Source organism: Winogradskyella pelagia, assembly GCF_017581965.1.
In the GTDB taxonomy this organism is placed as follows: Bacteria; Bacteroidota; Bacteroidia; order Flavobacteriales; family Flavobacteriaceae; genus Winogradskyella; species Winogradskyella pelagia.
The window spans coordinates 38,863-64,471 of sequence record NZ_JAGEVF010000006.1 but is presented as its reverse complement, the minus strand read 5'-3'; the positions used below and the strand labels follow the sequence as shown (position 1 = coordinate 64,471).

General features: G+C 34.7%; 25 protein-coding genes. 7 read left to right on the top strand and 18 right to left on the bottom strand.

Going from position 1 to position 25,609, the window contains the following annotated elements; genetic code table 11:
* Window positions 1-16: 16 nt before the first annotated feature.
* From J4050_RS08840 to J4050_RS08830, 3 genes are all read right to left on the bottom strand, one after another.
* Window positions 17-571 carry a hypothetical protein gene (locus J4050_RS08840; protein WP_208154217.1) on the bottom strand — a complete coding sequence of 185 codons (555 nt, stop codon included), beginning with the start codon at window positions 569-571 and terminating at the stop codon, window positions 17-19.
* A 56-nt stretch (window positions 572-627) separates the two neighbouring features.
* Complete coding sequence (locus tag J4050_RS08835; protein ID WP_208154216.1) at window positions 628-1,674, bottom strand: hypothetical protein; 1,047 nt, start codon at window positions 1,672-1,674, stop codon at window positions 628-630.
* A gap of 70 nt (window positions 1,675-1,744) precedes the next feature.
* Window positions 1,745-3,079: a coiled-coil domain-containing protein gene (locus J4050_RS08830; protein ID WP_208154215.1), complete on the bottom strand. Its 1,335-nt coding sequence runs from the start codon at window positions 3,077-3,079 to the stop codon at window positions 1,745-1,747.
* A gap of 159 nt (window positions 3,080-3,238) precedes the next feature.
* On the opposite strand from J4050_RS08830, the gene J4050_RS08825 reads away from it, so the two are divergent.
* Window positions 3,239-4,009 (top strand): MBL fold metallo-hydrolase, encoded by a 771-nt coding sequence (locus J4050_RS08825; protein WP_208154214.1) that lies wholly within the window; start codon window positions 3,239-3,241, stop codon window positions 4,007-4,009.
* Between the two features lie 190 nt (window positions 4,010-4,199).
* The gene (locus J4050_RS08820) at window positions 4,200-4,421 is read left to right on the top strand and encodes a hypothetical protein (RefSeq protein ID WP_208154213.1); all 222 of its coding nucleotides are present in this window, start codon (window positions 4,200-4,202) and stop codon (window positions 4,419-4,421) included.
* A gap of 45 nt (window positions 4,422-4,466) precedes the next feature.
* Here the strand turns inward: J4050_RS08820 and ettA are convergent, their stop codons facing one another.
* From ettA to J4050_RS08780, 8 genes are all read right to left on the bottom strand, one after another.
* Entirely contained in the window at window positions 4,467-6,158 is a 1,692-nt protein-coding gene (gene ettA / locus J4050_RS08815) for an energy-dependent translational throttle protein EttA (protein WP_208154212.1), read from the bottom strand.
* Window positions 6,158-6,340, bottom strand: coding sequence for a CAL67264 family membrane protein (locus J4050_RS08810; RefSeq protein WP_208154211.1), 183 nt, complete (start codon window positions 6,338-6,340; stop codon window positions 6,158-6,160). The genes ettA and J4050_RS08810 overlap by 1 nt, the downstream gene beginning before the upstream one ends.
* Before the next feature lie 103 nt (window positions 6,341-6,443).
* Window positions 6,444-7,160 (bottom strand): pirin family protein, encoded by a 717-nt coding sequence (locus tag J4050_RS08805; protein ID WP_208154210.1) that lies wholly within the window; start codon window positions 7,158-7,160, stop codon window positions 6,444-6,446.
* Window positions 7,161-7,181: 21 nt separating this feature from the next.
* Window positions 7,182-8,054 (bottom strand): pirin family protein, encoded by an 873-nt coding sequence (locus J4050_RS08800; RefSeq protein ID WP_208154209.1) that lies wholly within the window; start codon window positions 8,052-8,054, stop codon window positions 7,182-7,184.
* A gap of 60 nt (window positions 8,055-8,114) precedes the next feature.
* Window positions 8,115-8,552, bottom strand: coding sequence for a MarR family winged helix-turn-helix transcriptional regulator (locus J4050_RS08795; protein WP_208154208.1), 438 nt, complete (start codon window positions 8,550-8,552; stop codon window positions 8,115-8,117).
* 42 nt (window positions 8,553-8,594) lie between these two features.
* The gene (locus J4050_RS08790) at window positions 8,595-8,876 is read right to left on the bottom strand and encodes a GNAT family N-acetyltransferase (RefSeq protein ID WP_208154207.1); all 282 of its coding nucleotides are present in this window, start codon (window positions 8,874-8,876) and stop codon (window positions 8,595-8,597) included.
* Window positions 8,877-8,878: 2 nt separating this feature from the next.
* A complete protein-coding gene (locus J4050_RS08785) occupies window positions 8,879-9,409 on the bottom strand; it encodes an NADPH-dependent FMN reductase (RefSeq protein WP_208154206.1) in 531 nt (176 codons plus the stop codon).
* A 1-nt stretch (window position 9,410) separates the two neighbouring features.
* Entirely contained in the window at window positions 9,411-10,013 is a 603-nt protein-coding gene (locus tag J4050_RS08780) for an FMN-dependent NADH-azoreductase (RefSeq protein WP_208154205.1), read from the bottom strand.
* Between the two features lie 147 nt (window positions 10,014-10,160).
* Between J4050_RS08780 and J4050_RS08775 the strand changes: the two genes are divergently transcribed.
* From J4050_RS08775 to J4050_RS08760, 4 genes are read left to right on the top strand one after another with little or no spacing between them, the layout of a single operon-like run.
* Window positions 10,161-11,804, top strand: coding sequence for an acyl-CoA carboxylase subunit beta (locus J4050_RS08775; RefSeq protein ID WP_208154204.1), 1,644 nt, complete (start codon window positions 10,161-10,163; stop codon window positions 11,802-11,804).
* A 2-nt stretch (window positions 11,805-11,806) separates the two neighbouring features.
* Complete coding sequence (locus J4050_RS08770; RefSeq protein ID WP_208154203.1) at window positions 11,807-12,622, top strand: hypothetical protein; 816 nt, start codon at window positions 11,807-11,809, stop codon at window positions 12,620-12,622.
* The gene (locus J4050_RS08765) at window positions 12,619-13,500 is read left to right on the top strand and encodes a hypothetical protein (RefSeq protein ID WP_208154202.1); all 882 of its coding nucleotides are present in this window, start codon (window positions 12,619-12,621) and stop codon (window positions 13,498-13,500) included. Before J4050_RS08770 ends, J4050_RS08765 begins: the two co-directional genes overlap by 4 nt.
* Before the next feature lie 6 nt (window positions 13,501-13,506).
* Complete coding sequence (locus tag J4050_RS08760) at window positions 13,507-14,787, top strand: MFS transporter (RefSeq protein ID WP_208154201.1); 1,281 nt, start codon at window positions 13,507-13,509, stop codon at window positions 14,785-14,787.
* Here J4050_RS08760 and J4050_RS08755 read toward each other — a convergent pair.
* The 7 genes from J4050_RS08755 to J4050_RS08730 form a co-directional block, all read right to left on the bottom strand.
* Window positions 14,765-16,102 (bottom strand): M24 family metallopeptidase, encoded by a 1,338-nt coding sequence (locus J4050_RS08755; RefSeq protein ID WP_208154200.1) that lies wholly within the window; start codon window positions 16,100-16,102, stop codon window positions 14,765-14,767. The genes J4050_RS08760 and J4050_RS08755 overlap by 23 nt on opposite strands.
* Window positions 16,103-16,217: 115 nt before the next feature.
* Window positions 16,218-16,397 (bottom strand): hypothetical protein, encoded by a 180-nt coding sequence (locus J4050_RS15295; protein WP_243878596.1) that lies wholly within the window; start codon window positions 16,395-16,397, stop codon window positions 16,218-16,220.
* 89 nt (window positions 16,398-16,486) lie between these two features.
* Complete coding sequence (locus J4050_RS08750; protein ID WP_208154199.1) at window positions 16,487-16,849, bottom strand: methylglyoxal synthase; 363 nt, start codon at window positions 16,847-16,849, stop codon at window positions 16,487-16,489.
* Window positions 16,850-17,710, bottom strand: coding sequence for an N-acetylglucosamine kinase (locus J4050_RS08745; protein ID WP_208154198.1), 861 nt, complete (start codon window positions 17,708-17,710; stop codon window positions 16,850-16,852).
* Between the two features lie 68 nt (window positions 17,711-17,778).
* A complete protein-coding gene (gene gap / locus J4050_RS08740; protein WP_208154197.1) occupies window positions 17,779-18,780 on the bottom strand; it encodes a type I glyceraldehyde-3-phosphate dehydrogenase in 1,002 nt (333 codons plus the stop codon).
* A 23-nt stretch (window positions 18,781-18,803) separates the two neighbouring features.
* Complete coding sequence (pfkA, locus tag J4050_RS08735; RefSeq protein WP_208154196.1) at window positions 18,804-19,790, bottom strand: 6-phosphofructokinase; 987 nt, start codon at window positions 19,788-19,790, stop codon at window positions 18,804-18,806.
* Window positions 19,791-19,923: 133 nt separating this feature from the next.
* Window positions 19,924-24,327: a translocation/assembly module TamB domain-containing protein gene (locus J4050_RS08730; RefSeq protein WP_243878595.1), complete on the bottom strand. Its 4,404-nt coding sequence runs from the start codon at window positions 24,325-24,327 to the stop codon at window positions 19,924-19,926.
* Between the two features lie 167 nt (window positions 24,328-24,494).
* On the opposite strand from J4050_RS08730, the gene tsaD reads away from it, so the two are divergent.
* A complete protein-coding gene (gene tsaD, locus J4050_RS08725) occupies window positions 24,495-25,517 on the top strand; it encodes a tRNA (adenosine(37)-N6)-threonylcarbamoyltransferase complex transferase subunit TsaD (RefSeq protein WP_208154195.1) in 1,023 nt (340 codons plus the stop codon).
* Window positions 25,518-25,609 lie beyond the last annotated feature (92 nt).

Genomic DNA, 25,609 nt, shown 5'->3' with positions numbered 1-25,609 from the left:
TTTGGTCTAGGATTCCCTATTCCCAAAAGTCAAAAAATTCAGTTATGTCTACGCCATCATTATCTACGTAAATATTATCCCAATAAAGGCTATCATCTGTTTTTATGAAAACCCGATAATATCCTGTGTCTAACCCCTCTAAATTCAAAATAATTTCATTGTTTGAAAAACCATTAAATTCCTGGATTGAAGCTTGGGAAACCTCGTCAATGGTATACGTATTCTCAGTGTAAATGGCATCAAAATCTGTGTCCTGAAAAATCTTCTCTGCATTTGCCCTCACTAACCAAACATTAGTTATAACCTCATTAGTTTGAGAGAGACTAATATTTAGTGCAGAGTTTACAGGATTTGGAAAGGCAATAATAGATAATGAAGTAAAACCTATAGGCATTCTAACATTTGGGTTTCCTAGTTGGAATATAGAATTTGTATCCTGCTTTGCATTTATGCCAGTTACCAAATCAATTGCTGTTTCTAAATTTGTTGTATTGTCCACGTCATCATCTGAGCATGATAAAAAAATTGCTGAAACAAAGAGAATAACTAAATATTTATGTTTAAAATTCACGAAAAATGGTGCTTTATTGTTTATATATTTTACTTACAGCTTTAACATATATGTAATTAGATTTTAATTTCTAGTTTAGAGACCTCTATTGGTGGTAAGGCCAACTTATTGATGACTTCGGGCGTTTTATTATAAAGTAATTGTATGATTCTATGAGGTGCTAAAACGTAAGATTTATTGAAAGCACTATCCCATTTCTGAAAAATCTGTTTATTAAAAAATCCGCCTTCTTTAAATTCGCTCTTAGATTTTAATTCGCTTATTTTAAAAGAAATGGCATAGGCTTCTAGCGGTATGGTTTTTTTTGAAATTCCATCTAAAATTGCATGGGTTACTTCATTCTCATCCTTAGCAAAAACATTGTGTATTGGTCCTAAATCAATCCTTTTAATCTGTTTTGGTAATACTTTTGGCAATCTTTTGTCTATACCATAGGCCATTGTATCTAAATTCATCTCCCTATCAGCAACACTTTTTAATACTTTATAAATTTCATCTTTGTAATCCATAACGTTTCTACCATCATAGTTGAAGTACATAAAGCATATGAAAGGCCTATTTTGCGTAACATCATAGAAACTCCAGCTTACCATATAATCTCCATCAGAATGCTCTAAAGATTTAATGATTTTTCCTTGAACAAACCGATTAAAGATATACTCCTTTTTTGCTGATGAATAATATACGATTGAAGCCGCCTGGAATAACTTTCGTTTGGAAACGAGCTGCTTTTTACGCATTAAGGTATCTAAAAATTCAGTTTTTAAATCTTCCACTGGTGTCAACTTTCCCAAAAATTCCTCTCGTAGCCCTAAATCATTAAACAGATATCTAAACTCCAAATAATTAGGAAAACCAGAATCTGTTAAATCCACCTTCATATTTTCCTCATCGTCATACATGTATTTAACTCTCATGGCCTCAATGGAGTACAATAAAAGGTCACAATATTGTTTAAACAGCTGGATTTCTTGATCATTGCAAATTTTATTGGCCTGAACAGCTACAATTAACTCTTTCAGTGTGAAATCTATCATTTTGTGATAAAACACATACTGTTCTTTAGAGTCTAATACTGCTGAATCTAGTGGCGTTACAATCATTGATACTTTGCGCTTAAGCTGTTAGCATTGCCAACGGCCAATATTAATTTATTGAAATAATCCTTAAAAATTACGAAAGTAGATCGTCCTCCTTGGTTTCTGACTTTTTAGGTTCCTCGCCACTACTTTCTACTGCAGTATCATCTGCATTATAGTAAGCATCAAATATTTCTTTCATATCAATACCGTAGCGATCTGCAAAATTCTTTTGAATTTCACCATCTTTATTACGGATTTCTTGTAGCGCTTCGGCATAACTACTGTACACACCTTGCATTACTTTTTCATGAACGGGAATGTTATCCATCATTTCTTGACGTGCTTTGGCGCTAGCCGTATGCATTGCTGCAAGGGTCTCTCCTATATGTTCGTCTGTTTTTACGCCTAAATGCTCTAAAATAGCTGCAAACTCTTGGTCTGTTCTGGCCTTAAGTGCAACAACATAACCATCGTAATACTTTAACCTTTCGTCGGTATCACTTTTAAGTTTTGCCCTATGTGTTTGCAAATTACTTCTCAACGAGGTCAATACCTTAATCGTGAGATTATGTTTATGCACAAAACTATCCTTGGAAGCAGCTAAAGTGGTATATGCATTCTTCAATCCTTCTAACTCTTCAACTTTCTGCTCTAATTGAGTTACTCGCTCCAGAGCTTCAGAGTATTCAGTAGATTGTTTATCTGCCACCTCATCTAGAGCCTGACGTGCCTGTTTTAATAAGGCATATTGCTCGTCTAATCTAGTTTCTACTTCTGCTTTCTTTTCAAGAGCTTTTGTATGATTGTTGCTGGCTTCAACAATAGCTGTTTTTAAACTTTCTTCAACTTCTTTAATTTCAAGCTCTCTATCTTTTAATCGCTTTATGGCTGCTTGACTTTTAAAAGATAGCTCGTTTAACAATGTTTGCACATCCGCGTTTTCAATTCGTTGTTGAAACATCGCCTTAGCTTTATTATCTGCAGAATCACGATCCTTTTGAGCAGCCTTCAACTCGTCTTCAGCACTTTTGATTTTAGATTTTCTACCCCAAAGGTTATTCCACCACGTATCTGGTTTAGTTTGTGCATCTTCTAATTCAACTTTAGCACGCTCCAAACGTTTTACGGCGTCATCGATAACTTTCTGTTCTTCAGCATTTAAAGCTGAAAAACCTTCAAACATAATACCTACTTCATCTTGATAGTCCGTAAGGTCTTTAATGGCATCTAATAATGTTGAGCGATCTTTCTCAGCCATTTCCACAACATTATCTAAGGTGGCATTAAGAATTTTTTGACGGCTTTCTGGGTCGTCCTCTTGAGCTAATTTAGATTTCATTTGGTCAATGGCCTTTCCCCAGTTGACATCAACTTTCTCGGGTTTTTCGTTGGAATTGGTCTCTAATAAGTCAAAATCTTCGGACATTTGGTTTGGTATTTAGTTAAAAAATGGATAGACAATTTCGGCAATTTTAAATGAGAATAAAAATTTTATCCTATAAAATATAGGTAGTAAATGTTATAAAAATGTTACATCCTTTAGCAATGAAATAGCATTATTTACTTTTGGAATAAACTAAAACCTATGAAATTTTTAAAATCACCACTTTTTTTAATTGCTATTGCATTATTTTTTACGTGTAAGAATAAGGCAAAAAGCGATACTTCTGAGGCTATCGTTATTGAGGAAAAAGACACCAAATCCGTAAAAATTATTCCCATTAATCATGGAACTCTAGTTTTGGAGTCTGGCGATAATGTCGTTTATGTTGATCCGGTCGGCGGAGTAGAAGCCTTCAATAATCAAAAGCAACCGACCTTGGTTTTAATTACTGATATCCACGGCGATCATTTAAGTACTAAAACTTTAGAAGCACTAAATCTTAAAGGCATTCCTGTTGTGGCACCACAGGCAGTCATTGACCAAATTCCGAGTACAGCATTAAGTGACGCTGTAATGCTTGCAAATGGGCAAAAGAAAACTATATCCAATATTGACATCGAGGCCATACCAATGTACAATCTTCGTGAAGAGGCATTGAAATTTCATGAAAAAGGAAGAGGTAACGGCTACGTATTAACTCTCGGTGGAGAGCGTATATATATTTCTGGTGATACTGAAGACATTCCAGAGATGCGGGGACTTAAGAATATTGATAAGGCAATGGTCTGCATGAATTTACCATATACAATGCCCATTGAAAGTGCAGCAAGTGCTGTATTAGATTTTAAACCAAAGCAAGTTATACCGTATCATTACAGAGGAACAGAAGGTCTAAGTGACGTTAATAAATTTAAAAATCTAGTAGAAACAGCAGATAAATCAATAGAAGTTAGATTGATGAAATGGTATTAGTTAAAGACTGTTAATAAGTTTATAAACTAACACTGTTTGTCCGATAAACACTGCTTTTAAACGATATAACATCCCCTTTTATCGAGGAAATTAAAGCCAATAATTTGTAATTATTTTAAAATAAGAGTGTTGCGTAGTTGTTTTTTTTCTATATTAGCCCTGTAGAACCCAAATCTAACAAAACACAAACATGCTTGATAATCTGCACTTCATAGCGCTCTTGGTCACTACTACTCAGTTGACAATGATATTAATAGCAGTTGCTTCCATATTTTTAGTCTTTATTATAATAGCCATTGTAAAAATGTATAGGTTAAAAGCTGAGAATAAAAAACTAATGGAAACCAATGCGTTTAAAGACATCGATGAATCTTATAAAGATTTTACTGGTGGTCACCTATATGGTGAGTAAAACCAAAATTAAAGACAGAATGTAACTGGCTCTTTTAACTAGTGGTCAGCGCACTAACTTTTTATACTTAATACGCTTAGGCATTATATCTGCACCTAAACGTTTCTTTTTGTTTTCTTCATAATCTGAGAAACCACCTTCAAAGAAATAGACCTGAGAATCACCTTCAAATGCTAAGATATGTGTACATATTCTATCTAAAAACCACCTATCATGGCTAATGACCACTGCACAACCTGCAAAGTTTTCCAAGCCTTCTTCTAATGCTCTTAATGTATTGACATCTAAATCATTAGTTGGCTCATCTAAAAGTAATACATTACCTTCTTCCTTGAGAGTCATTGCTAAATGCAAGCGGTTTCGCTCTCCACCTGAAAGTAATTTGACTTTTTTGTTTTGTTCACTGCCTGAAAAATTAAAACGACTTAGATAAGCCCTAGAATTTACTTGTCTATTACCCATCATAATGAGCTCTTGCTCATCGCTAAAGTTCTGCCAAATGGTTTTTTCGGAATCTATATTAGTGTGGCTTTGATCTACATAAGCAATTTTAGCAGTTTCACCAACTTCAAAAGTACCTTTATCAGGTGTTTCTTCACCCATAATCATCTTAAATATGGTCGTTTTCCCTGCACCATTAGGACCAATGACACCAACAATACCAGCTTGTGGCAGCTTAAAGTTCAAATCTTCGTATAACAATTTATCTCCAAAAGCTTTGCTAACACCCTTTGCCTCTATGACATTAGTTCCTAATCTTGGACCATTAGGGATATATATTTCTAATTTATCATCTAGCTGTTTTTGATCCTGGTTTAAAAGTTTATCGTAATTCTTTAAACGCGCTTTTTGTTTGGTTTGACGTCCTTTTGCACCTTGTCTCACCCAGTCTAGCTCTCTCTCCAAAGTCTTTTGGCGTTTAGATGCTGCTTTACTCTCTTGTGCTAACCTCTTAGATTTCTGGTCTAACCAAGACGAGTAATTCCCTTTCCATGGAATACCTTCTCCTCTATCGAGTTCTAAAATCCAACCTGCAACATTATCTAAAAAGTATCTGTCGTGTGTTACAGCAATTACTGTTCCTTTGTATTGTGCCAAATGATGTTCTAACCAATGAACGGATTCGGCGTCCAAATGGTTTGTTGGCTCGTCCAACAAAAGAACATCTGGCTCTTGCAATAATAAACGACATAATGCTACACGTCGGCGTTCTCCTCCAGAAAGCACTCCAATTTTCTTATCACCTTCTGGAGTCCTTAAGGCATCCATAGCAATCTCTAATTTGGTATCCAACTCCCAAGCATTTCTTGCATCGATTTGGTCTTGAAGTTCTGCTTGACGATTCATGAGCTTCTCCATTTTATCAGCATTACTGTATACCTCTTCTAATCCAAATTGTTCATTTATATGGTTGTATTCATCTAAGATTGCAACGGTTTCTGCTGCACCTTCCTTAACAACATCTAAAACCGTTTTTTCATCATCTAGCTGTGGTTCTTGCTCTAAATATCCAACGGTATAGTCTTGAGAGAACACCACATTGCCTTGATAATTCTTGTCTAAACCTGCAATTATTTTTAAAAGTGTTGATTTACCAGAACCATTAAGCCCCAATATTCCAATCTTGGCACCATAGAAAAAACTCAAGTAAATATTTTTTAGTACTGGTGTGTTTGCACCTTTAAATGTCTTGGTTACACCAGACATTGAGAAAATTACTTTTTTATCGTCACTCATTATACTCTACCTTTTAAAGCATTAAACACCCAAGAAATACAAAAGAATCCAAATCCCACTGCGGCAAATCCCCATCCTGCAACTTCATCATATCTAAAGGCACCAAGCGCAATTAAGCCTAAGCCCACAAAAATCATTATCCAAGTAGCCCATGCAAGGACTGTGTTTTTATTCATTGCCATAATCTCAAAATTAGTTTTAGTTAGTTACTTGCAAATATCGTGATTTTAGATAAAAAAAGCATTCCTAAATGGAATGCTTTGATAATCAAGTAAGTGATTGTAATTAAGCCATTGGAACCTCAATACATATAATTTCGGAAGCCTCTTTGGCATTAATTTCTATGAATTCTGCTTCAGAAACGCCTACAGCATCCCTGCTTTCAAGTATATTTCCATTAATTTCAATTTTACCATCAACCACAAAAATATAAACTCCATTTCCTAGAGATTTCAAGTCTTGTTTAACGCTTTTACCAGCATCTAAATCAGTTCTAAAAATATAAGCTTGTTGGCTTATGGGTAAAGCATCACCTTCCAACTTATTTTTTGGTGCAACAACCGTTTGTAATTGATTTTTTCTCTCTTCTACCGGGAATTGTCGCTGCTCATAGTTTGGTTTAACACTCATTTCTTCGGGAATAATCCATAGTTGCAAGAAGTTAACCTCTTCAGTTTTACTATCATTAAATTCAGAATGTGTTAATCCTGTGCCTGCACTCATTACCTGCACTTCACCAACCTCAATAGCACGCTTATTACCCATGCTATCCTTATGTGATAAAGCCCCTTTTAAAGGAATGGAAATAATCTCCATATTTTGATGCGGATGGGTTCCAAATCCCATTTTTGGTTGTACAATGTCATCATTTAATACACGTAGCATTCCAAAATTCATTCGCTCTGGATTTTGATATCCTGCAAAACTAAACGTGTGGTGAGATTTGAGCCAACCATGATTGGCATAACCTCTAGTATCTGCTTTATGAAATATAGTCTTCATTATATATAGTTTTAAATTGTACTAATTATTTGGTAAGAAACCCATCTTGCCCATTTGATAATCTCTCATAGCCTCTAGCAATTCGGTTTGTGTATTCATTACATATGGGCCATAGGTTGCCACAGGTTCGTTAAGCGGTTTGCCTGAAAGAAATAGCAGCAAACTATCTGATTCTGCTTGTATGGTAAAATGGTCACCATCTTGATTGAACTGAACAAGTTGATTCTTATCTAGCTCTAAAGTGACGGCCTCATTTACTTTTACTTTCCCTTTTAGCAAGTATAAAATTCCTTGATGAGATTTATGAAAAGGAATGAGCTGACTTCCGCCCGCTTTTGCCTTAATCATAAAGGCATTAACTGGAGTTTGCGTACTAATTAATCCATTATTTCCATTCAATTCACCTGCAACGACTTTTATATCAATCAAGCCATCTGGAGATTGTACCAAAGGAAAATCATCTGACTTTCCATGTTGGTAATTAGCTGTAATCATTTTTTTATCTGATGGTAGATTCAACCAGAGTTGAATACCTTCTATTGTGCCGCCTTTTTTTACAAAGTCGTCGGTTGGCCGTTCGGCATGAATAATACCTCTTCCTGCAGTGGTCCATTGTACATCCCCTGCTTTTACAATACTTTCATGCCCTAACGAATCTCTGTGTAGTTGCTCCCCTTGAAATAAAAAGGTAACTGGTTCAAATCCACGATGTGGGTGTGGTCCTAAATCAAAAGGGTTGTTTCCTTCTGAAATCTCATAGGGTCCATAATGATGGAGTAATACAAAAGGGTCAATTTGGTCTATATCTCTAGTAGGTATTGGTTGTCTCAACCTTATAGGTCCCATATTTACAAAACCACTTTGCCCTACTCGTTTTATACTATTTAGTTTCATTTTTAAATTCCTTTCTACTATTTATATTTTCCATGGAAAATATTGGGTTAAAAAAATGCACTATCGCATTTTATCTAATAAATCGCTGAGCTGCTTAGCTTCTTCTTCATTTAAGTTTTTCAATAATTCTTTATTTAAGTTCTTGGGAATAGAGTCTAACAATTCCCTGCCTTGGTTAGTAATTGCAATTTTAACGACACGCCGATCATGTTCTGAAGGCAATCGCTCAATATAATTTTTAGCACAAAGCTTATCCATTAACCGTGTGGCATTTGGAGATCGTTCTAACATTCTGTCTTTAATCGTCTGCACTTTTAAAGGCTCATTGGCACCGCGTAAAATTCTAAGAATATTATATTGTTGCGGCGATATACCAAAATCCTTAAAAAATTCGTTTTGGCAACTAGTTATCCAGTTCGCCGTGTAAATAATGTTAAGTAATGCTTTTACTCTATTGTTTGGAAATGTTGAATTGATATCTTTTGCTAAGTCACCCATGGATTGAAGTCTTTTCTGTTTTATTATAGTTTGCACTAGTCCTTAGAAAAGAACATCTTGATATTCTGGTTTCTTTTTAAAAACCGCATTTGCAAAAGGACACAAAGGCATAATTTTTAAATCATTGGTTCTTGCATAATCTACCGAGGCTTCAACTAATTTATAGCCCACACCTTGGCCTTTTAAAGAGTCATCAACCTCTGTATGGTCTATTATAAATTTATCGTCTCCTGCAAAACTGTATGTCATTTCTGCCTTTACAACACCGTCCACTTCTAAATAAAAACGTCCTTTTTGATTTATTTTTTCATTTTGAATAACCATAACTAAAGACTGTCTTCAAATTGTTTTACTTCTTCCAATAAATTCATATTCAACTCTTCATTAGTAATCCTGCCATCCGAAAAGTTATTGTGAAATCCAGGCAATGAAAACTTTCCAACAATATTAGCATCATGTCTTGGAAAACGGTCAGATGCCATTTCTAAAACCGAAGCTCCACCTCTGCCTCCTGGTGAAGACGCCATAAGCAACATTGGTTTTCCCAAAAAAGTCTTAGGTTCAACACGGCTTGCCCAATCAAAAATATTCTTAAAGGCCCCAGAATAAGCTCCATTGTACTCGGCTAACGATATAATAATACCATCGGCATGTCTAATTTCATCTACAAACGCAATGGCCTCTTTTGGATGACCAGACTCGTTTTCCCTGTCAGAACTGTAAATTGGCATTTCAAAATCATTAAGGTCTAACTGTTTTACATGGACATTATCAACCAACGAGGCCGCGTAATTTGCTAATTGCCTATTAATTGAGGTGCTACTATTACTCCCTGCCAATGCTATAATTGTTTTCATGCTATATACTAACGGTGTTTGTTGAAATTTCACTTATTCTTTTTGATGCCTCCTGTTGTTTTTCATCTGCTTTAAACATCAATTGATCCAATTTAATTATTTCGGTATCAGTTATTCCAAGAAAAGATAAGAAATGTTTAATATATTTCCCTGCAAAATCTATATCACTGCCTATCTCTGTACCTCCACTGCTTACAATAATAAATGCTTTTTTATCTTTTAATAGTCCCTCAGGACCATTCTCAGTGTATTTAAATGTAAGTCCTGCCCTAGCCACTAAATCAAAATAGGCCTTTAAAGACGCTGGTACTGAAAAATTGTAGATAGGAGCTGTTAAAACAATGACGTCAGCTTGTGTTAATTCAGATACTAATTGTTCTGAAACACTTACGATTTGTTTTTGAGCATCGGTAAGGTCTTCTTTAGAAAAAAAGGCGCCTAACATGGAATCCGTAACAAAAGGTAAGTCCGAATATGTCGTATGGCGCTCTATAACTTCTGCGCTTGGAAATTTAGATTGTAGCTGAGCAATAAGTTCTTTGCCATACCTCGTTGAGACGGACGTTTCTCTGTTACTACTTGAATTAATATTCAAAATCTTCATGTTTTATGTATTTTAGTTTACACTTCAAATATAATATATTCCATGGAATATATTACCATGTTACATATATTTAACGTTTCATTTAGAAAAAACGATAATCTCCTAACCTTAATGTTTCGTAAATTCGTGCAAAACAATTTTCTATTAATGGATATCAAATTCAATAAAAACGAAGATCACAATAAGCTTCTTGTCTCAGATTTAAAACATCGTCTTGCTAAAATCAAGCTTGGAGGCGGTACTAAAAGCATTGAAAAACATCACAGTAAAGGTAAGATGACAGCACGGGAGCGTATTGATTATCTTTTAGACGCTAAGGCAAAATCTATTGAAATTGGAGCTTTTGCAGGTGATGGTATGTATGAGGAATATGGCGGATGCCCTTCTGGTGGCGTTGTTATTAAAATCGGGTATATAAAAGGTAAGCAATGTATTGTTGTTGCAAACGATGCCACAGTTAAAGCTGGCGCCTGGTTCCCCATTACAGGAAAAAAGAACTTACGTGCTCAAGAAATAGCTATTGAAAATAGATTACCCATTATTTATCTCGTTGATAGTGCTGGTGTTTTTCTACCAATGCAAGACGAAATATTTCCAGACAAAGAACACTTTGGTCGTATTTTTAGAAATAACGCCGTAATGAGTAGTGTGGGTATTACTCAAATTGCGGCCGTAATGGGCAGCTGCGTAGCAGGTGGTGCCTACCTACCTATTATGAGTGATGAAGCACTCATTGTAGATAAAACAGGAAGCATATTTTTAGCAGGAAGTTATTTGGTAAAAGCGGCTATTGGTGAAACTATAGACAATGAAACACTTGGTGGAGCAACAACACATTGTGAGATTTCTGGAGTGACCGATTACAAGGCCAAGGATGATAAAGATGCCTTAGATACCATTAAGAATATTGTGGATAAGATTGGCGACTTTGATAAAGCGGGTTATAATAGGATTAAAGCCAGTAAACCTAAAGAGAACCCTGAGCATATTTACGGTATTCTGCCTAAGAGCAGAGCGGACCAGTATGATATGAACGACATCATAAAGCGGTTAGTCGATAACTCTGAATTTGAAGAATATAAAGCAGGTTATGGCCAAACCATTATTACAGGTTATGCGCGCATTGATGGCTGGGCAGTTGGTATTGTTGCTAACCAACGCCAAATCGTTAAAACCAAAGGTGCTAAAACCAAACCGAGCGAAATGCAGTTTGGTGGCGTGATTTATAACGATTCTGCGGATAAGGCCACACGTTTTATCGCGAATTGTAATCAAAAGAAAATTCCATTGGTGTTTTTACAAGACGTCACTGGGTTTATGGTAGGCAGTAAATCAGAACATGGTGGCATTATTAAGGATGGTGCAAAAATGGTAAATGCAGTTAGCAATTCCGTAGTACCAAAATTTACTATTGTTATCGGTAATAGTTATGGGGCAGGAAATTATGCCATGTGCGGTAAAGCTTATGACCCGCGATTAATCGTGGCATGGCCAAGTGCTGAGCTAGCTGTAATGAGCGGTAATTCGGCAGCTAAAGTATTGCTTCAAATAGAAACCGCTTCCCTTAAAAAGAAAGGTGAAAAAATTACAAAGGAAAAAGAGGAAGAGTTATTCAATAAAATAAAATCCCGTTATGACAATCAGGTATCGCCTTATTACGCAGCTTCAAGAATTTGGACTGATGGTGTTATTGATCCGCTTGATACCAGAACGTGGATAAGTATGGGTATTGAAGCGGCCAATCACGCTCCTATTGAAAAACCTTTTAATTTAGGGGTGTTGCAAGTTTAATTATGAAAGAATTTATTCTAATTTTTTTAGTTTTAAATTTTCATTTGGCTTTTAGTCAATCGGAATACCTACATGTTGTGCAACAGCCTTTTAAATTCAAAACGGTTAAAAATCCTGTTTTCGAGAAAGACAGTCTAGTAATTATTAAAGAAAAGATCAGTTTCGATAAAGAAATCTTTAAAGATAGCTTAGCCCAAAAAGCACTGCGAATTCATAATGCTTCAGTTTTTTATTACACAAACGAAAATTCAGAAATAACGTACAATCTGCATCAGTGGACCGCACCGATAGTGGTATACTTTGATAAATCAATATCTAAATCCTTAAAAGTAAAACTGCTAGCTTTCTTTGATAATTTTAAAAACATCAAAAATCTAAATATTTCTGTTACAAGAAACATTGATAATGCTAATTATTTAATAAAGTCAAGTAATGAAAAATTTAGCGCTGAGAACTATAATCTAAAGACTGAAAGGGAAAAAGAGAATTTTGCTTTCAATAACGGTAGCTATAACATTACCAGAGGTGGCTTTTCTAGAATTAAAAGCTGTATTCTAAAAATAAATACTAACTCTAACAAGATAAACATTCAAGAAAAGACCCTCAAACAACTTTTCTTTTTAAGCCTTGGTAGATTTTTTTCGGTTGCTTATTTTAGGGACAATCAGAGTTTAATAAGTCCAATATATGTAAACTCTGACAGCGTATCAAAACTCGACTTACTCATTTTAAAAATTCACTATAATTATATATTTCATGAGTCGATCAACTCATCTGAATACAAAAACATTCTGCGCACATTTTTTTCAGACATATGAAACATTTCAGAATTCTTATATTTTTTTTCGTATTAAATCTTAGTTCAATTTATGCTCAGAGTCGAGAGGGAGATACTATAGTTAGCACTTATGTTTCAATTAAACAGTACAGAACAATGAACTTTGGCCCGTTGCAAAAAATAGACTCTCTAAATTTAAAATATACGGAGAACGATACGCTTGTGCTTCTCACAAACAGGCCAAGACCTCATGGCAGATTGGTGCCTTACACCTATAAAGATTCGACATTTTTAAATCTTTATGCGCGGACTGCCTTTGGCATTAGAAATGATAGTACAGACAACATGCGCATTACCCGTTACTGGAAAAAACCAATAAATATTTTTTTTGCAAGACATTTAGAAAAAAATGTTAAAAGAGAATTTAAAAGATTTGTTAATACCATTTCTAACGATATAGATTCGCTTTCTGTAAATTATGTAAGTAAGGTTGAAGCCTCTAATTATATCATCTATACCAATAAGGATTACGATTACGAATCTCAAATAAACAAAAACAATAATTCTGGCTTTTATATATATTGGAAGGGTAGCGCAATAGACAAATGTGCTGTACGTATAAATTCAGATGTTTATTTTAGCAAAAAGCTACAACTCATGGAGATGCAACGTTTATTTGTTCAGTCTTTAGGCTATTTTAAAATGTTGAACGAATTGCCTTGTGAAAGTTATTTTTCTAGTTGTCAATCTCAAGAAAAAAGACTCACCAAATTAGATGTTGAATTTCTTAAGTATCACTATGGCTATGGTATTTGTAAAGGAATTAGTTACGAAAACTTTCAATCTCTGCATCGTGAACTAAAAGGAAAACTAAAATCTAATTTGTATTCTAAAGTCTTTTTTTTCTTTCCTTATTGAGATGGCATGGAAAGAACCAAAAAACAACCCATATATGTTATACTATTGTTGATATTAGCCGCAGAGGCTGTTTTCATTTTACCTTTTGTTCTCCAACGTATTTTTAGACCTACTTTTCTTGAAACGTTTGCCATAAACAACGAAAATTTAGGTTATTGCTTTTCAGTATATGGTATTATTGCCTTGCTTTCTTATTTATTTGGCGGCCCTTTAGCCGATAGATTTCATCCAAAGAATTTAATGTCTATCGCTTTAGTTCTTACCGCGCTTGGTGGCCTATATTTTGCAACTTTTCCTGAATATAAATACCTTAAGTGGCTCTATGGGTATTGGGGATTTACAACCATATTTTTATTTTGGGCTGCGATGATCAAAGCAACAAGAGTATGGGGAGGAAAAACTAAACAAGGTATCGCTTTTGGATTTTTAGATGGAGGTCGTGGTTTAGTCGCAGCCGCCTTCGGTTCTGTAGGCGTGTTAATTTTTTCATGGTTTATTGATGTGGATATAACAGAAACAACATTAGAAGACCGACAATACGCTTTTAAACAAGTTATACTGACATGTTCTGCAATTGTTGGTTTTATTGCGATATTGGTCTATTTTTTTCTAAATCCGCTTCAAAATGAAAGTCTAAATACGAATCAACATTATTTCGACCTAAGGAAATTCAAAGTCTTATTAAAGATTCCCTCAATACGTTTGCTAATGCTCATAATTCTTTGTGCCTATACTGGGTACAAAGCAAGTGACTTATTTACCCTATATGCTAAAGATGTAATGAACTATAATGCTATTGAGTCTGCTGGAGTCGGGACCTCATTGTTATATATAAGGCCTATAATTGGTGTTGTCATAGGCTTTTTAGCAGATAAAACCAAGGCTTCTCTCTGGCTCATTATTGGATTCTTACTTACTACACTTACAAGTATTGTTTTCACAACAGGTTTAATAGATGATAGCACCACCATATTATTTGTTATTAATATTTTACTCATGGCAATTGGTGTATACTCTTGCAGAGTTTTATATTTTGCTACCCTTGAAGAAGCCCGAATACCATTAGCACTAACAGGAACAGCTGTTGGTCTTGTTTCTATTGTAGGTTATACACCAGATATTTTCTCTGGGCCAATGTATGGTATTTTAGTAGATAATACTGATAAAATTGCCGGACTTAAAAATGCTTTTTTAGTGTTAGCAGTGTTCAGTGTAATTGGTTTATTAGCATCATTATGGTTTTATATGATAACTAAAACAAAATCTAATTCCCTTGATGACCTTTAACTCTGGGAATAGTCAATAATTTTGTTTGTCGTCCATTAACATATCTAAATCCGTCTTTTCCCCAAAATCCAGCTTCTTCGAGCATTATCCTTATGTCTCGCTTCCATTCTGGAATGTTAACCGTTGTATTGAGCTCTATGGCATACACGGTATTTTCATGTAGCGGATAATCTCCTGTAACCGGAACACCTCCTTGAGAATCCCACATACCCAATGTTGTACCAGAAGAATGCCCATAAGTTCCTAATGCGTGGGTATAAATAGCTGGTCGCAAACCTTCTGCTTTTCCCTGTGCCAGAGATTCTTTGAGAACTGTATTCCCTGTTTTTCCTGTTTTAAAATTATCAGTAAATATGTCCTGCACTCGATTACCTTGCTTTAGGGCCTCTTGTAAATATTTTGGTGGCTCAGTCTCATTAGGCTTTAAAACATACGCAAGTTCTTGGCAATCCGTATTTAATCTAAGATAGGTAATCCCAAAATCGCAATGCACTAAATCCCCTGGCAAAATGACCATATTTTCTGGTCGGTTAGAAAAAGCGTATAGATGATTGCCCAATTCTTCAGCTGTCCGTTGGACATCAACTGTTGGATGAAACCATGTTTTTAATCCTAAATTAGTAACCTTATCACGCATCCACCACTCTACATCTGTGGTTGTAGTAACACCAGGTGTAATTACTTTTTCAGAAAAGGCTTCGGCAATAATGTCATGTGTAATATCTACCAATTGATTGTAAATTACCATTTCCATATCTGTTCGTGTCTCTATCCAAGAAATGGCTAACCTTTCAGCAGATTTTACTTTAGATATATACGTTTTTGGTAAATTATCCATGAAGGCCTCATAGTCTGTTTTTACGATGCCATCGCAGATATTAAAATAGTCTGAGTAATTTAAGCCTATGGATTGTGGTTTTCGATCTTCAATAATTTCTATAAGACGCGTCCATTGGTCTGGTTGTTTTTCTTTTTCCCAGGCAGAACTAATATTTTCGCCAAAGTTATATCTTGCCACTGCTAATTTTTCAATGGTATTTTTTTCTTTGTTTCTATAAAACACAAGAATGGTGCGTCGTCTAGCATTTAACCAGGTTGCAGGGAGCATAGTCTTTAATACAGGGTCTTCATTGTATTCTCTAGATATCAATATCCACATATCAAAGCCTGTCTCATCCATTAATTGCGGTAAAAGATTATCAAACCGGTCTTTTAAGATATTATCTATTACCTCTGCTCTGTCGCGTTGCGGAAGGATTTGTTGCGCTTGAATAAAGTAAGACAACATTAATAAAACAGCCAACATAAATTTCATAACAACTTTAATTTTTGTTTGAAGTCCATTAAGGATTAACAAGGGATTAGAAGTTAAAAATAAGAATAAAAAAAGAGCACCAATGGTGCTCTGAATACTTAATATATCTTTTTATTTATATGTTGCCATTACGTTTGGCCTTTTTCTCAGCTTGAATTTCTTTAAAACGCTCGATAGATGCTCCAAAAACCCAATAAGGAATTACAAACGTTAACAAAAAAATCATTAGCCAAAATCCTATTGTAAGAATTGTTAAAAAAGCTAAAAATCCTAAATATTGATCGAAGTCAAACATGTATCATAAATTTTTACGTTACAAAGATATAACCAAATTATAAGTTATACAACACGGAAAACCACATTTATTAACATCTAAATTAACAGCTAAACAGCTTTAATTAATAATTCGGCAGTTGCTGGATTTGTAGCTAGCGGAACATTATGCACATCGCATAAGCGCATTAGCATTAAAATATCTGGTTCATGCGGATGACGGTCTAATGGGTCTCTAAAAAATAACACCATATGGCATTGTCCCTCTGCTACTCTAGCGGCGATTTGCGCATCGCCTCCAAGCGGACCAGAAAGTAAAGCATTAACCTCAAAGCCCGCTTTTCTAACATTATTACCTGTGGTTCCTGTAGAAATTAAATGAATCTTTTTTTGTTCTAAAATTTCTCTATGGGCATTTAAGAACTGAACCATTTCTGCTTTTTTCCCGTCGTGAGCAATTAGTGCAATTTCCAATTATAAGTTTTTTACATGATATTCTACTAATCCATCAATAGGACGCCTAATGAAGTTGCCAACCTTAAAACCATACTCATCTGCGACTTCCTTAATTTCTTCTTTGGAGAAATAAGCGATTGATCCCGCAAAATGAACCGGACAATTTTTTAATTCTTCTTTAAACTGCATTATCATGTTTTCGGCAAAAAGTCGGAAGCCTTTTTTAATAAGATTGTTCACGTATTCAGAATCTTTATTCAAGAACATAAATTCAGCAAAACTAGCTAAATAAGCATTTGGATTTGCTTGTTTATAGAGGTTGTACTTAATAAAATCTGCTTCTAAATTGTATTTGTGCTCAAAAGCCAAACGAATGGTCTGAGGCATTTTTTTAAAATAGTAATCCCTAATAAGTTGTTTTCCATAGTAATTACCACTTGCATCATCCATTAAAGTATAACCTAAGCTCACTACACGCTGCTCTAAATTACTACCATTGTAATAACTACAATTTGAACCTGTACCCATAATACAGACTACGGCCTTGTCATTATTATTATCTAATGAGGCTCTTACCGCAGCCATAGTGTCTTCTTGTACTTCAATTTGTGCATTTAAAAACAAAAACTGTAGCACATGGGTTAACATTGTCCTGGGTTTTTCGGTACCGCAACCTGCACCATAGAAAAAGATATGGGTTACTTCAGATTTGTACCGCATTAGCTCTTCACTACCACTAATAATTTTTTTTAGCTTTTTCTCTGTTAAAATCGCAGGGTTTAATCCTTTGGTTCTTATTTTTTCTGCAAGTTTTTCTCCGGTATCGTCTATAGCTATCCAATCACATTTTGTAGACCCTCCATCAGTTATTAAAATCATATCTAAATATTAAAAATGAAAATTCCGTAAGACGATATCTAACGGAATTTTCGATATTAGAAATTCTGTTATAAAGAATTAATTTTTTGTGCTAAGTCCACCAACTTATTTGAATAAGCAAACTCGTTATCATACCAAGATACTACCTTAAAGAATTTAGAATTCAACTCTATTCCGGCGCCTGCATCAAAAATGCTTGTTCTCGTATCACTAACAAAGTCTTGGGAAACAACACCATCCTCAGTATAGCCCAAAACGCCCTGCATTGCACCCTCTGATGCCGCTTTAAATGCTTTTTTAACAGCATCATAAGACGTTTCATTTTGTAATCTTACCGTTAAATCAACAACAGATACATTCGCAGTTGGTACTCTAAAAGCCATACCTGTTAATTTTCCATTGAGTTTTGGAATAACCTTACCAACAGCTTTAGCTGCTCCAGTTGTTGAAGGAATAATATTTGTTAGCGCTGAACGGCCTAATCTGTAATTTTTCCTAGAAGGCCCATCTACTGTTAACTGGGTTGCCGTTGAGGCATGTATTGTAGTCATTAAGGCTTCTTCAATGCCGAAGTTATCATCTAAAACTTTAGCCACCGGAGCCAAACAGTTTGTTGTACACGAAGCGTTTGATACGATTTTGTGCTTTGAAGTTAATTCATTGTCATTAACACCCATAACAAACATTGGCGCATCCTTACTCGGAGCAGAAATTGCAACTTTTTTAGCACCAGCATCTATATGGTATTGTGCGGTTTCTAAGGTGGTAAAAATCCCTGTACATTCAGCAACTACATCTGTACCAACTTCGTCCCATTTTAAGTTTTTTGGATCACGCTCAGCAGTAACTCTAACAGTTTTGCCATTAACAACAAGATGACCATCTTTAACTTCAACCGTGCCATCAAAACGACCATGTACTGAATCATACTTCAATAAATATGCTAGATGCTCTACATCTAAAAGGTCATTAATTGCAACCACATCTAAATCTGGTCGTTTTACCGTTGCTCTAAAAACTATTCTTCCTATTCTTCCGAATCCGTTGATTCCTAATTTTAAATTTGACATTGTTTATTTAGTTTTAGTGTTCTTTAAATTGTCATTATATCGGATACTCTTATGAGCTCCATGTTTATTTTAGATTTTCCTTTTACTGCTTGGTCAAATGGCGTTAAATCCATGATATCATTTTTTAAACCAACCATATAATTGCTCTTGCCTACTATTAAACTTTCAACAGCTTTAACACCCATTCTACTGGCAAGAACGCGATCGAAACAAGAAGGGCTACCTCCACGTTGCATGTGACCTAGTACAGATACTCTTACCTCATACTCAGCCATATTTTCTTCTACATAGTCTGCTAGCTCAAAAACGTTTTTACCTATTTTATCTCCTTCGGCTACAACTACTACACTAGATGATTTACCTGATGCCTTACTGCGTCTTAGGGAATCTAGCAATCGATCTAAGCCTAAATCTTCTTCAGGGATTAGAATTTCCTCCGCTCCTGCACCGACACCAACATTTAAAGCTATATGGCCAACATCGCGTCCCATAACTTCTATAAAAAATAATCGATTGTGAGAACTGGCTGTATCCCTAATTTTATCTATTGCTTCAACAGCAGTGTTTAATGCAGTGTCATATCCGAGTGTATGTGTTGTACCAAAGATATCATTGTCTATGGTGCCTGGAATTCCCATAACTGGAAAGTCAAACTCTTGATTGAAAATCATGGCACCCGTAAAACTTCCATCACCACCAATCACCACAAAAGCATCGATTCCTGCTTTGCACAATGCGTCGTAAGCCTTTTTTCTCCCCTCTTTTGTTCTAAATTCTTTAGAACGAGCTGACTTGAGAATGGTCCCTCCTTTGTTTATTATCCCTTTTACGCTGCGCGCATCCATTTTTTCAAAATCACCTTCAATCATCCCTTGATACCCTCTGTAAATCCCATAGCATTCTATATCGTGAAAAGCACAAGTTCTAACAACAGAACGAATACCAGCGTTCATCCCAGGCGAGTCTCCTCCAGAAGTGAAAACTGCAACTTTTTTAATTGTTTTGAGCATTATATTGATTTTACAGTAAAATTACTAAACAATAATATCAAAAATGTGATGATTATCATAAAATAGGAAAAGCGAAAACAATTCAAACGTTTTCGTTAATAACTATTTTAAAATTTTAAAAATAATATAAGATTCAGGACTTTGTTTTAGAAGATTTTTTTTTCATGCTCATGTACTCGGGTAAGTTTTCATCCACATCTTCTTTCTTCTCTTCCTTAGCTTTAGGTTGCTCTGTTAGGTTTTTATTTTTACCCGAAAAAATAGTTTGAATCAATTCTTTGAATGTGTCAAACTCTACACTGTAAGACAATCCTATGCCCTGTGTATAACCAATTTCTTCCCCAAAGTTTCTAATTACATTTTCTCTATTAAAAACCTTGGCTCTAAAAGTACCATCTTCGTTTAACAACCAATCTATTTGGACATCACCAGTAATTGTAGTTTGCTCTGCACTACCGAACGGAACACCAAATCTACCATTTACAAGAATCTTCTCGCTTATTTGTGTTTGGAGCGTTAGGCCTACTCGATTGTTGGTCTGAAGTTCTGGTGTGTCTTGGCCCAATTCTAAATCTACACCAATACTCAAGTTTTCATTATCTCCACCTAGAATATTATTAACAATACCACTAAGTCGTTCTGAGATGGTACCTGTAAAATCCATACCTGTTGTTCCTCCTCTAAACCCTCCAGTACCTAATAGTGCTAATGCCTGCGTCTCCCTTTCAGCTTCAGACGACAACCTATAATCTAACTCTGATTTTAAAGTAGAATTAACATTGGGAAATCTTAAATCGAAATTAGGGTCTGGTTGTTCTAATTGCCCTGTTAATTGAATAACTACTTCTACAGGAATTCTTTGACTAATTGGGCTATCTAACAAAAGTGATGGATTGGCAGTTGTTTTGTAAACAGCTTTTATATTAATCTCAGCCTGCATTGGATTACCATCCCAAACTATATTACCACCTTGCTCTACTTCAAACCGTTTTTGAACAATTCCTCCGTATTTAAAATTGTAAACCCCTTCAAATACAGAAAAATCTCCAACCATATTAAAGGTTCCATTAGTATTAATAAGAAACACTAAATTACCTTCACCACGACCTTTAATAGTGCTACCGGCTTCTTTATCAATAACTATTTCGATAAGAGCATTTTTGTTGACATCTAAATCAAAATTTAATTCAAGACCTTTAACCTCAATATCTTCTTCAACTAAACCGTTAATTCTAGCCTTTTTTTCCTCCGGACTTAAAAATTTTATAAACGAATTATCTCCAAAACTTTCAGAATCATTTAAAGGTATATTAAATACAGTCCCTTGAGCAGTACTTCCATTTACATCTATTACTAGCTGATCCGTTGGGCCTGAAATTATAGCGGTTCCAGAAACAAAACCATCACCATAATAAAGTGATTCCTCCGTTTCTTCAGTATTTAATACAAGTAGCCTATCCGTTTGAAGGTCTAATCCTAGAGTCCAGTCAGAAAAGTTATTGTGCTCTATAAAGCCATTTAAGTAGCCTTGAGAAAAGAACTTAGAATCAGTCATAGCTACGTTGTTAAAAATAAACTGTTGTCCAGACAATGTCACTTTAGAATCAAAATCAAAACCGTAATCCACATTTAAATACGGAATAGACAGACCTGCCCTATCTAAATACAGCTCTCCGTCTATACTTGGCTTTTTTAGACTGCCAGAGACAATGGCCCGTCCTGAAACCAGACCACGGATATTACTTATTACACCTTCTCCTAGAGGATTTAACGGATTAAGTAAAAATTCTTCAAAAGCTACATCTAAATTTATATTTGGACTTTTGCTATCAACATCTACAATTCCCTTTGCAGATAATGAGGTTAGGTTATCATTTATTAAGCTCACGTCTACATTGTATTCAGTAAGAGAATTATTTCCAACTACTTTTGCAGTTAAATCTCCCATATCAAAATCATTAACAAAAAATGTACCTATGTTAATATCGGACTTAGGAAGATAAATACCTTGAGTTTGTTCTAAATCAACGTAGCCATTTACAACTCCTTGCAGATCTAAACTGTCAATTCGCGGTGTGATTTTTTCCAATTCAACATCTCTAAAATTAACTTTGATGTTTTTATTAATGTTGTCCGTAATTTTTCCCGAGATTGAAATTTCTTCATTTCCTTGATTGATAACAATTGGGAATATGTCGAAGGTCTTAAATTGCCTATCGAATCTAATTTTATTTAAGGTGTCTTTTTCAGAATTAATAAACCAATCAAATTCCTTAAACTTAAAATCAGATTTTTTAAACCCAATAACGGACTTATTTTCCTCGTCAATGGTGTAAAAAAGGTTAAGGTCAAAATCATCTCTATTGTTTATGCCACCCTTAAACTGTGATTTTATTAAAAGCGTGTCTCGCTTTGTAACATTAACTAATCTAAATTGTGAAGCTTTATAACCTGCAGCATTTAGACTATCGATTTCTATGTAGGTGTTATAGACAGGGTTGTTATTGTCTATTGTGAAATTTACGTCCTGGACAAAATTTTCTTTAAATTTTATTTCGGGCGAATTAAAAATTAAGTTAAATCCTTTTTCATTAGATTCCATTCTGCCCTCAATAAAGGTGTTTTTGGACAGAAACAAGTCTTTAAAAAATACTGCCGCAATCTTTGAATAAATATTAAACCTAAAGTCTAAATACTGCCCATCGGTAACCTCATGAGGTACATAGTTAGTGTATATGCTTCCAATAGAATTTTCAACAAGTTTCGGTATATCCCTTATTCTAAACTCTCCGGTTACCTCTCCGTTAATAATATCTGGGGAGTTTACTAAAATGGTGCGTTGTTTCCCTTTAAACTCAGAAACTATATCAAAATCTTCAAATCTATAGCGGTCATCTTGATTGCGATAGGTTGTGTTCTTAATGTTTATTTTACCGCTAGCATTTTCATAACTAGAACCGGTTGCTGAAATATTTACAAGGCCTCTAAACTCGGATATAGTATCTCTTGAAACAAAATTCAAAATCTTTAAGTTGGCGTATTTAACGTCAGCCTTGAAATCAAAAGTCCTTATTTCTTGGGACAAATCCGCTAATCCATTAAATGATAATTGAAAATTAGGGTCGTCAGCATTTAAAAATCCGTTATACACTCGGTTTCCAAGTATACCTGAGACCGTTATATTTTGATAGACGTAGTCATTATATTCTAAGCTAAATACTTCTCCCTTAATTTCTGTTTTTAACTCATCTATTGTAAAACCCTTTCCGTTGACGTCCAAGTTAAGTGAAACATTTTTCGCTAAGGGATCATTAATTATTTCTCCGATGTTGAATTCATTGAAAATGATATTTCCAACGTAATTAGCACTATCAATATTATCAACATCTGTTATTTTGAGATTTGAATCAACAAAACCAATATCGGTAGTTATTTTAATATCAGCATCTATATCCTTTGACGTAATTCTCGTGGTCCCATTTACTCTAAAATTACCCACCTTATCTAAAACAGATGGTATTGAGCGCCCAAGAATTCTAGGCAATAGTGCAACAAGATCATTGTAATTTGAAGATAGATTTTGAAATCTTCCATTTAAAGCAAAGCTGTCTTTACTTGGGCTGAAGATATTTTTAAAGTCAATTGCCCCTAGTATCTTTGTATTCCTTGTGGTACTTATATTTAAATTTGTAGCTTTTAAATCATTTAATGTGCCAGATAGGTCTGCGTTAAATTGAGCCGTTTGATTAATACCAAATTCATCAAAAAACACATTTAGTTCGGTTAAGGAGACTTTAGAATCTCTAAATGACGCCTCTATATTTACCTTATCTGTAAAATCTTTTAAATCCTCTCTTTTGTATTTAAAACTTAGGTCTCCTTTTAACTCTGATTCATTAGTAGAAATATTTAGATTGCCAAAAGTCATATGATCCAGGGCATATTCAAAATCAGCCATAAGATTTTTAACCTCAATACCACGAGTATCACTAAAACTGAATCTATTTATTCTTGAAGACACATTTGGACCATCAATTAAAAAATTGGTAGTATTAGCAAATAAATTATTAAAACGAAATAGCTCTGGAGTCTCTCTATTTTCGTCGATTAAACAAAATGTACCACCTTCAATAGAAACATCACTAGAAGAAAAGAGAAATTCGCTTGGTCCTACTCTTGGGTTATCATCATCGAACTTGGCGACAAAAACATCTAAATTAGTATCGGTTGCGCCTTTGTATGTCTTGAGATTAAAGGTTAACTCTTGTATATCGATATCTCCAAAGTTAAGTTTGCTGTTATATAAATTTTTAAAACTTACAATTGAGGTATTTAATTCACCAATGGCAATTAAGGTGTCTTTCTTATAATCTTTAATTAATATTTCCTTTAATTCAACATCACCATTAAGTTGAAGACCAACTTTTCCAATATTTATATTGGTTTTGAAATCTTCATTTAAACGTTTTGTAGCATATTGACCTAACTTGGTTTGAACAGCAGGAATACCCAAAATGAGAAAACAGATAATAAACAATAGTAAGATTATGCCTGCAACCTTAGTTATTATTTTTACTGCTTTTTTGATATGTATCCTCTCTTATTTATGAATAAAATCTAGTTACCTTTGTTTATTATACGTTCAAAGGCATAACATAAGACTATAGCTATCAAAATTAACAATTATTGTGCCTAATCTATACTATGAAAAAAGAAAATATTTATATCCTAGGAATTGAGTCTTCATGCGATGATACTTCAGCTGCTATTCTTTGTGATAATAGGGTACTAAGTAATGTTGTTTCAAGCCAGAAAATCCATGCGGAATACGGAGGTGTTGTACCAGAGCTAGCCTCTCGAGCTCACCAGCAAAATATTGTTCCTGTTGTTGATTTAGCTCTTAAAAAGGCTAATGTTACTAAAGACCAGCTAAATGCCATTGCCTTTACTCGTGGTCCAGGTCTAATGGGTTCTTTATTAGTAGGTACTTCTTTTGCAAAGTCCTTGGCTTTTGGATTAAATATTCCTTTAATCGATGTCAACCATATGCAGGCGCATATTCTAGCTCATTATATAGCCGAAGAAAATCAAAATACGCCTCCTTTTCCATTTTTAGCCCTGACAATTTCTGGCGGCCATACGCAAATTGTAAAGGTCAATAATCACTTTAGTATGGAAGTAATTGGTGAAACTATTGATGATGCTGTAGGTGAAGCATATGATAAAAGCGGTAAATTATTAGGATTGGGTTATCCAGCAGGTCCAGAAATTGATAGACGTGCACAGTTAGGTAATCCTAAAGCATATAAGTTTACCAAACCAAAAGTAGATGGACTTAACTTTAGCTTTTCTGGACTAAAAACAGCTATTCTCTACTTTGTACAACGAGAAACTAAAGTCAGTCCAGACTTTGTAAAAACTAATCTCAATGATATCTGTGCCTCAATACAATACACAATTATTGGTATACTAATGGATAAATTGAAATTAGCAGTTGCACAAACTGGCATTGAGCATATTGCAATAGGTGGTGGCGTTTCTGCAAATTCAGGCATAAGAAAAGCACTAAAAACAGGAGAGCAAAAATTTGGCTGGACTACATATATCCCAAAATTTGAATACACCACTGATAACGCAGCAATGATTGGTATTGTTGGTTACTTAAAGTATTTAGAAAATGATTTTACAGATTTTGATGTGATGGCAACCGCACGCCTAAAGATTTAATTTGTTAAAATTAATGTTGATAAGCCATTTCTAGAGTTGTTGTTTGACTCATGAATTTTATTTGCTTTGTAGACTAAAACAATCACCAGCCT

Excerpts from the sequence above, each read along its gene's own strand:
- J4050_RS08780 (WP_208154205.1), bottom strand. The coding sequence starts at position 10,013 with ATGAAGATTTTGAATATTAATTCAAGTAGTAACAGAGAAACGTCCGTC.
- J4050_RS08770 (WP_208154203.1), top strand. The coding sequence starts at position 11,807 with ATGAAAGAATTTATTCTAATTTTTTTAGTTTTAAATTTTCATTTGGCT.
- ettA (WP_208154212.1), bottom strand. The coding sequence starts at position 6,158 with ATGAGTGACGATAAAAAAGTAATTTTCTCAATGTCTGGTGTAACCAAG.
- J4050_RS08785 (WP_208154206.1), bottom strand. The coding sequence starts at position 9,409 with ATGAAAACAATTATAGCATTGGCAGGGAGTAATAGTAGCACCTCAATT.
- J4050_RS08775 (WP_208154204.1), top strand. The coding sequence starts at position 10,161 with ATGGATATCAAATTCAATAAAAACGAAGATCACAATAAGCTTCTTGTC.
- J4050_RS08760 (WP_208154201.1), top strand. The coding sequence starts at position 13,507 with ATGGAAAGAACCAAAAAACAACCCATATATGTTATACTATTGTTGATA.
- J4050_RS15295 (WP_243878596.1), bottom strand. The coding sequence starts at position 16,397 with ATGTTTGACTTCGATCAATATTTAGGATTTTTAGCTTTTTTAACAATT.
- J4050_RS08795 (WP_208154208.1), bottom strand. The coding sequence starts at position 8,552 with ATGGGTGACTTAGCAAAAGATATCAATTCAACATTTCCAAACAATAGA.
- J4050_RS08755 (WP_208154200.1), bottom strand. The coding sequence starts at position 16,102 with ATGAAATTTATGTTGGCTGTTTTATTAATGTTGTCTTACTTTATTCAA.
- J4050_RS08830 (WP_208154215.1), bottom strand. The coding sequence starts at position 3,079 with ATGTCCGAAGATTTTGACTTATTAGAGACCAATTCCAACGAAAAACCC.
- J4050_RS08800 (WP_208154209.1), bottom strand. The coding sequence starts at position 8,054 with ATGAAACTAAATAGTATAAAACGAGTAGGGCAAAGTGGTTTTGTAAAT.
- J4050_RS08765 (WP_208154202.1), top strand. The coding sequence starts at position 12,619 with ATGAAACATTTCAGAATTCTTATATTTTTTTTCGTATTAAATCTTAGT.
- tsaD (WP_208154195.1), top strand. The coding sequence starts at position 24,495 with ATGAAAAAAGAAAATATTTATATCCTAGGAATTGAGTCTTCATGCGAT.
- J4050_RS08825 (WP_208154214.1), top strand. The coding sequence starts at position 3,239 with ATGAAATTTTTAAAATCACCACTTTTTTTAATTGCTATTGCATTATTT.
- J4050_RS08790 (WP_208154207.1), bottom strand. The coding sequence starts at position 8,876 with ATGGTTATTCAAAATGAAAAAATAAATCAAAAAGGACGTTTTTATTTA.
- gap (WP_208154197.1), bottom strand. The coding sequence starts at position 18,780 with ATGTCAAATTTAAAATTAGGAATCAACGGATTCGGAAGAATAGGAAGA.
- J4050_RS08820 (WP_208154213.1), top strand. The coding sequence starts at position 4,200 with ATGCTTGATAATCTGCACTTCATAGCGCTCTTGGTCACTACTACTCAG.
- J4050_RS08835 (WP_208154216.1), bottom strand. The coding sequence starts at position 1,674 with ATGATTGTAACGCCACTAGATTCAGCAGTATTAGACTCTAAAGAACAG.
- J4050_RS08810 (WP_208154211.1), bottom strand. The coding sequence starts at position 6,340 with ATGGCAATGAATAAAAACACAGTCCTTGCATGGGCTACTTGGATAATG.
- pfkA (WP_208154196.1), bottom strand. The coding sequence starts at position 19,790 with ATGCTCAAAACAATTAAAAAAGTTGCAGTTTTCACTTCTGGAGGAGAC.
- J4050_RS08745 (WP_208154198.1), bottom strand. The coding sequence starts at position 17,710 with ATGATTTTAATAACTGATGGAGGGTCTACAAAATGTGATTGGATAGCT.
- J4050_RS08805 (WP_208154210.1), bottom strand. The coding sequence starts at position 7,160 with ATGAAGACTATATTTCATAAAGCAGATACTAGAGGTTATGCCAATCAT.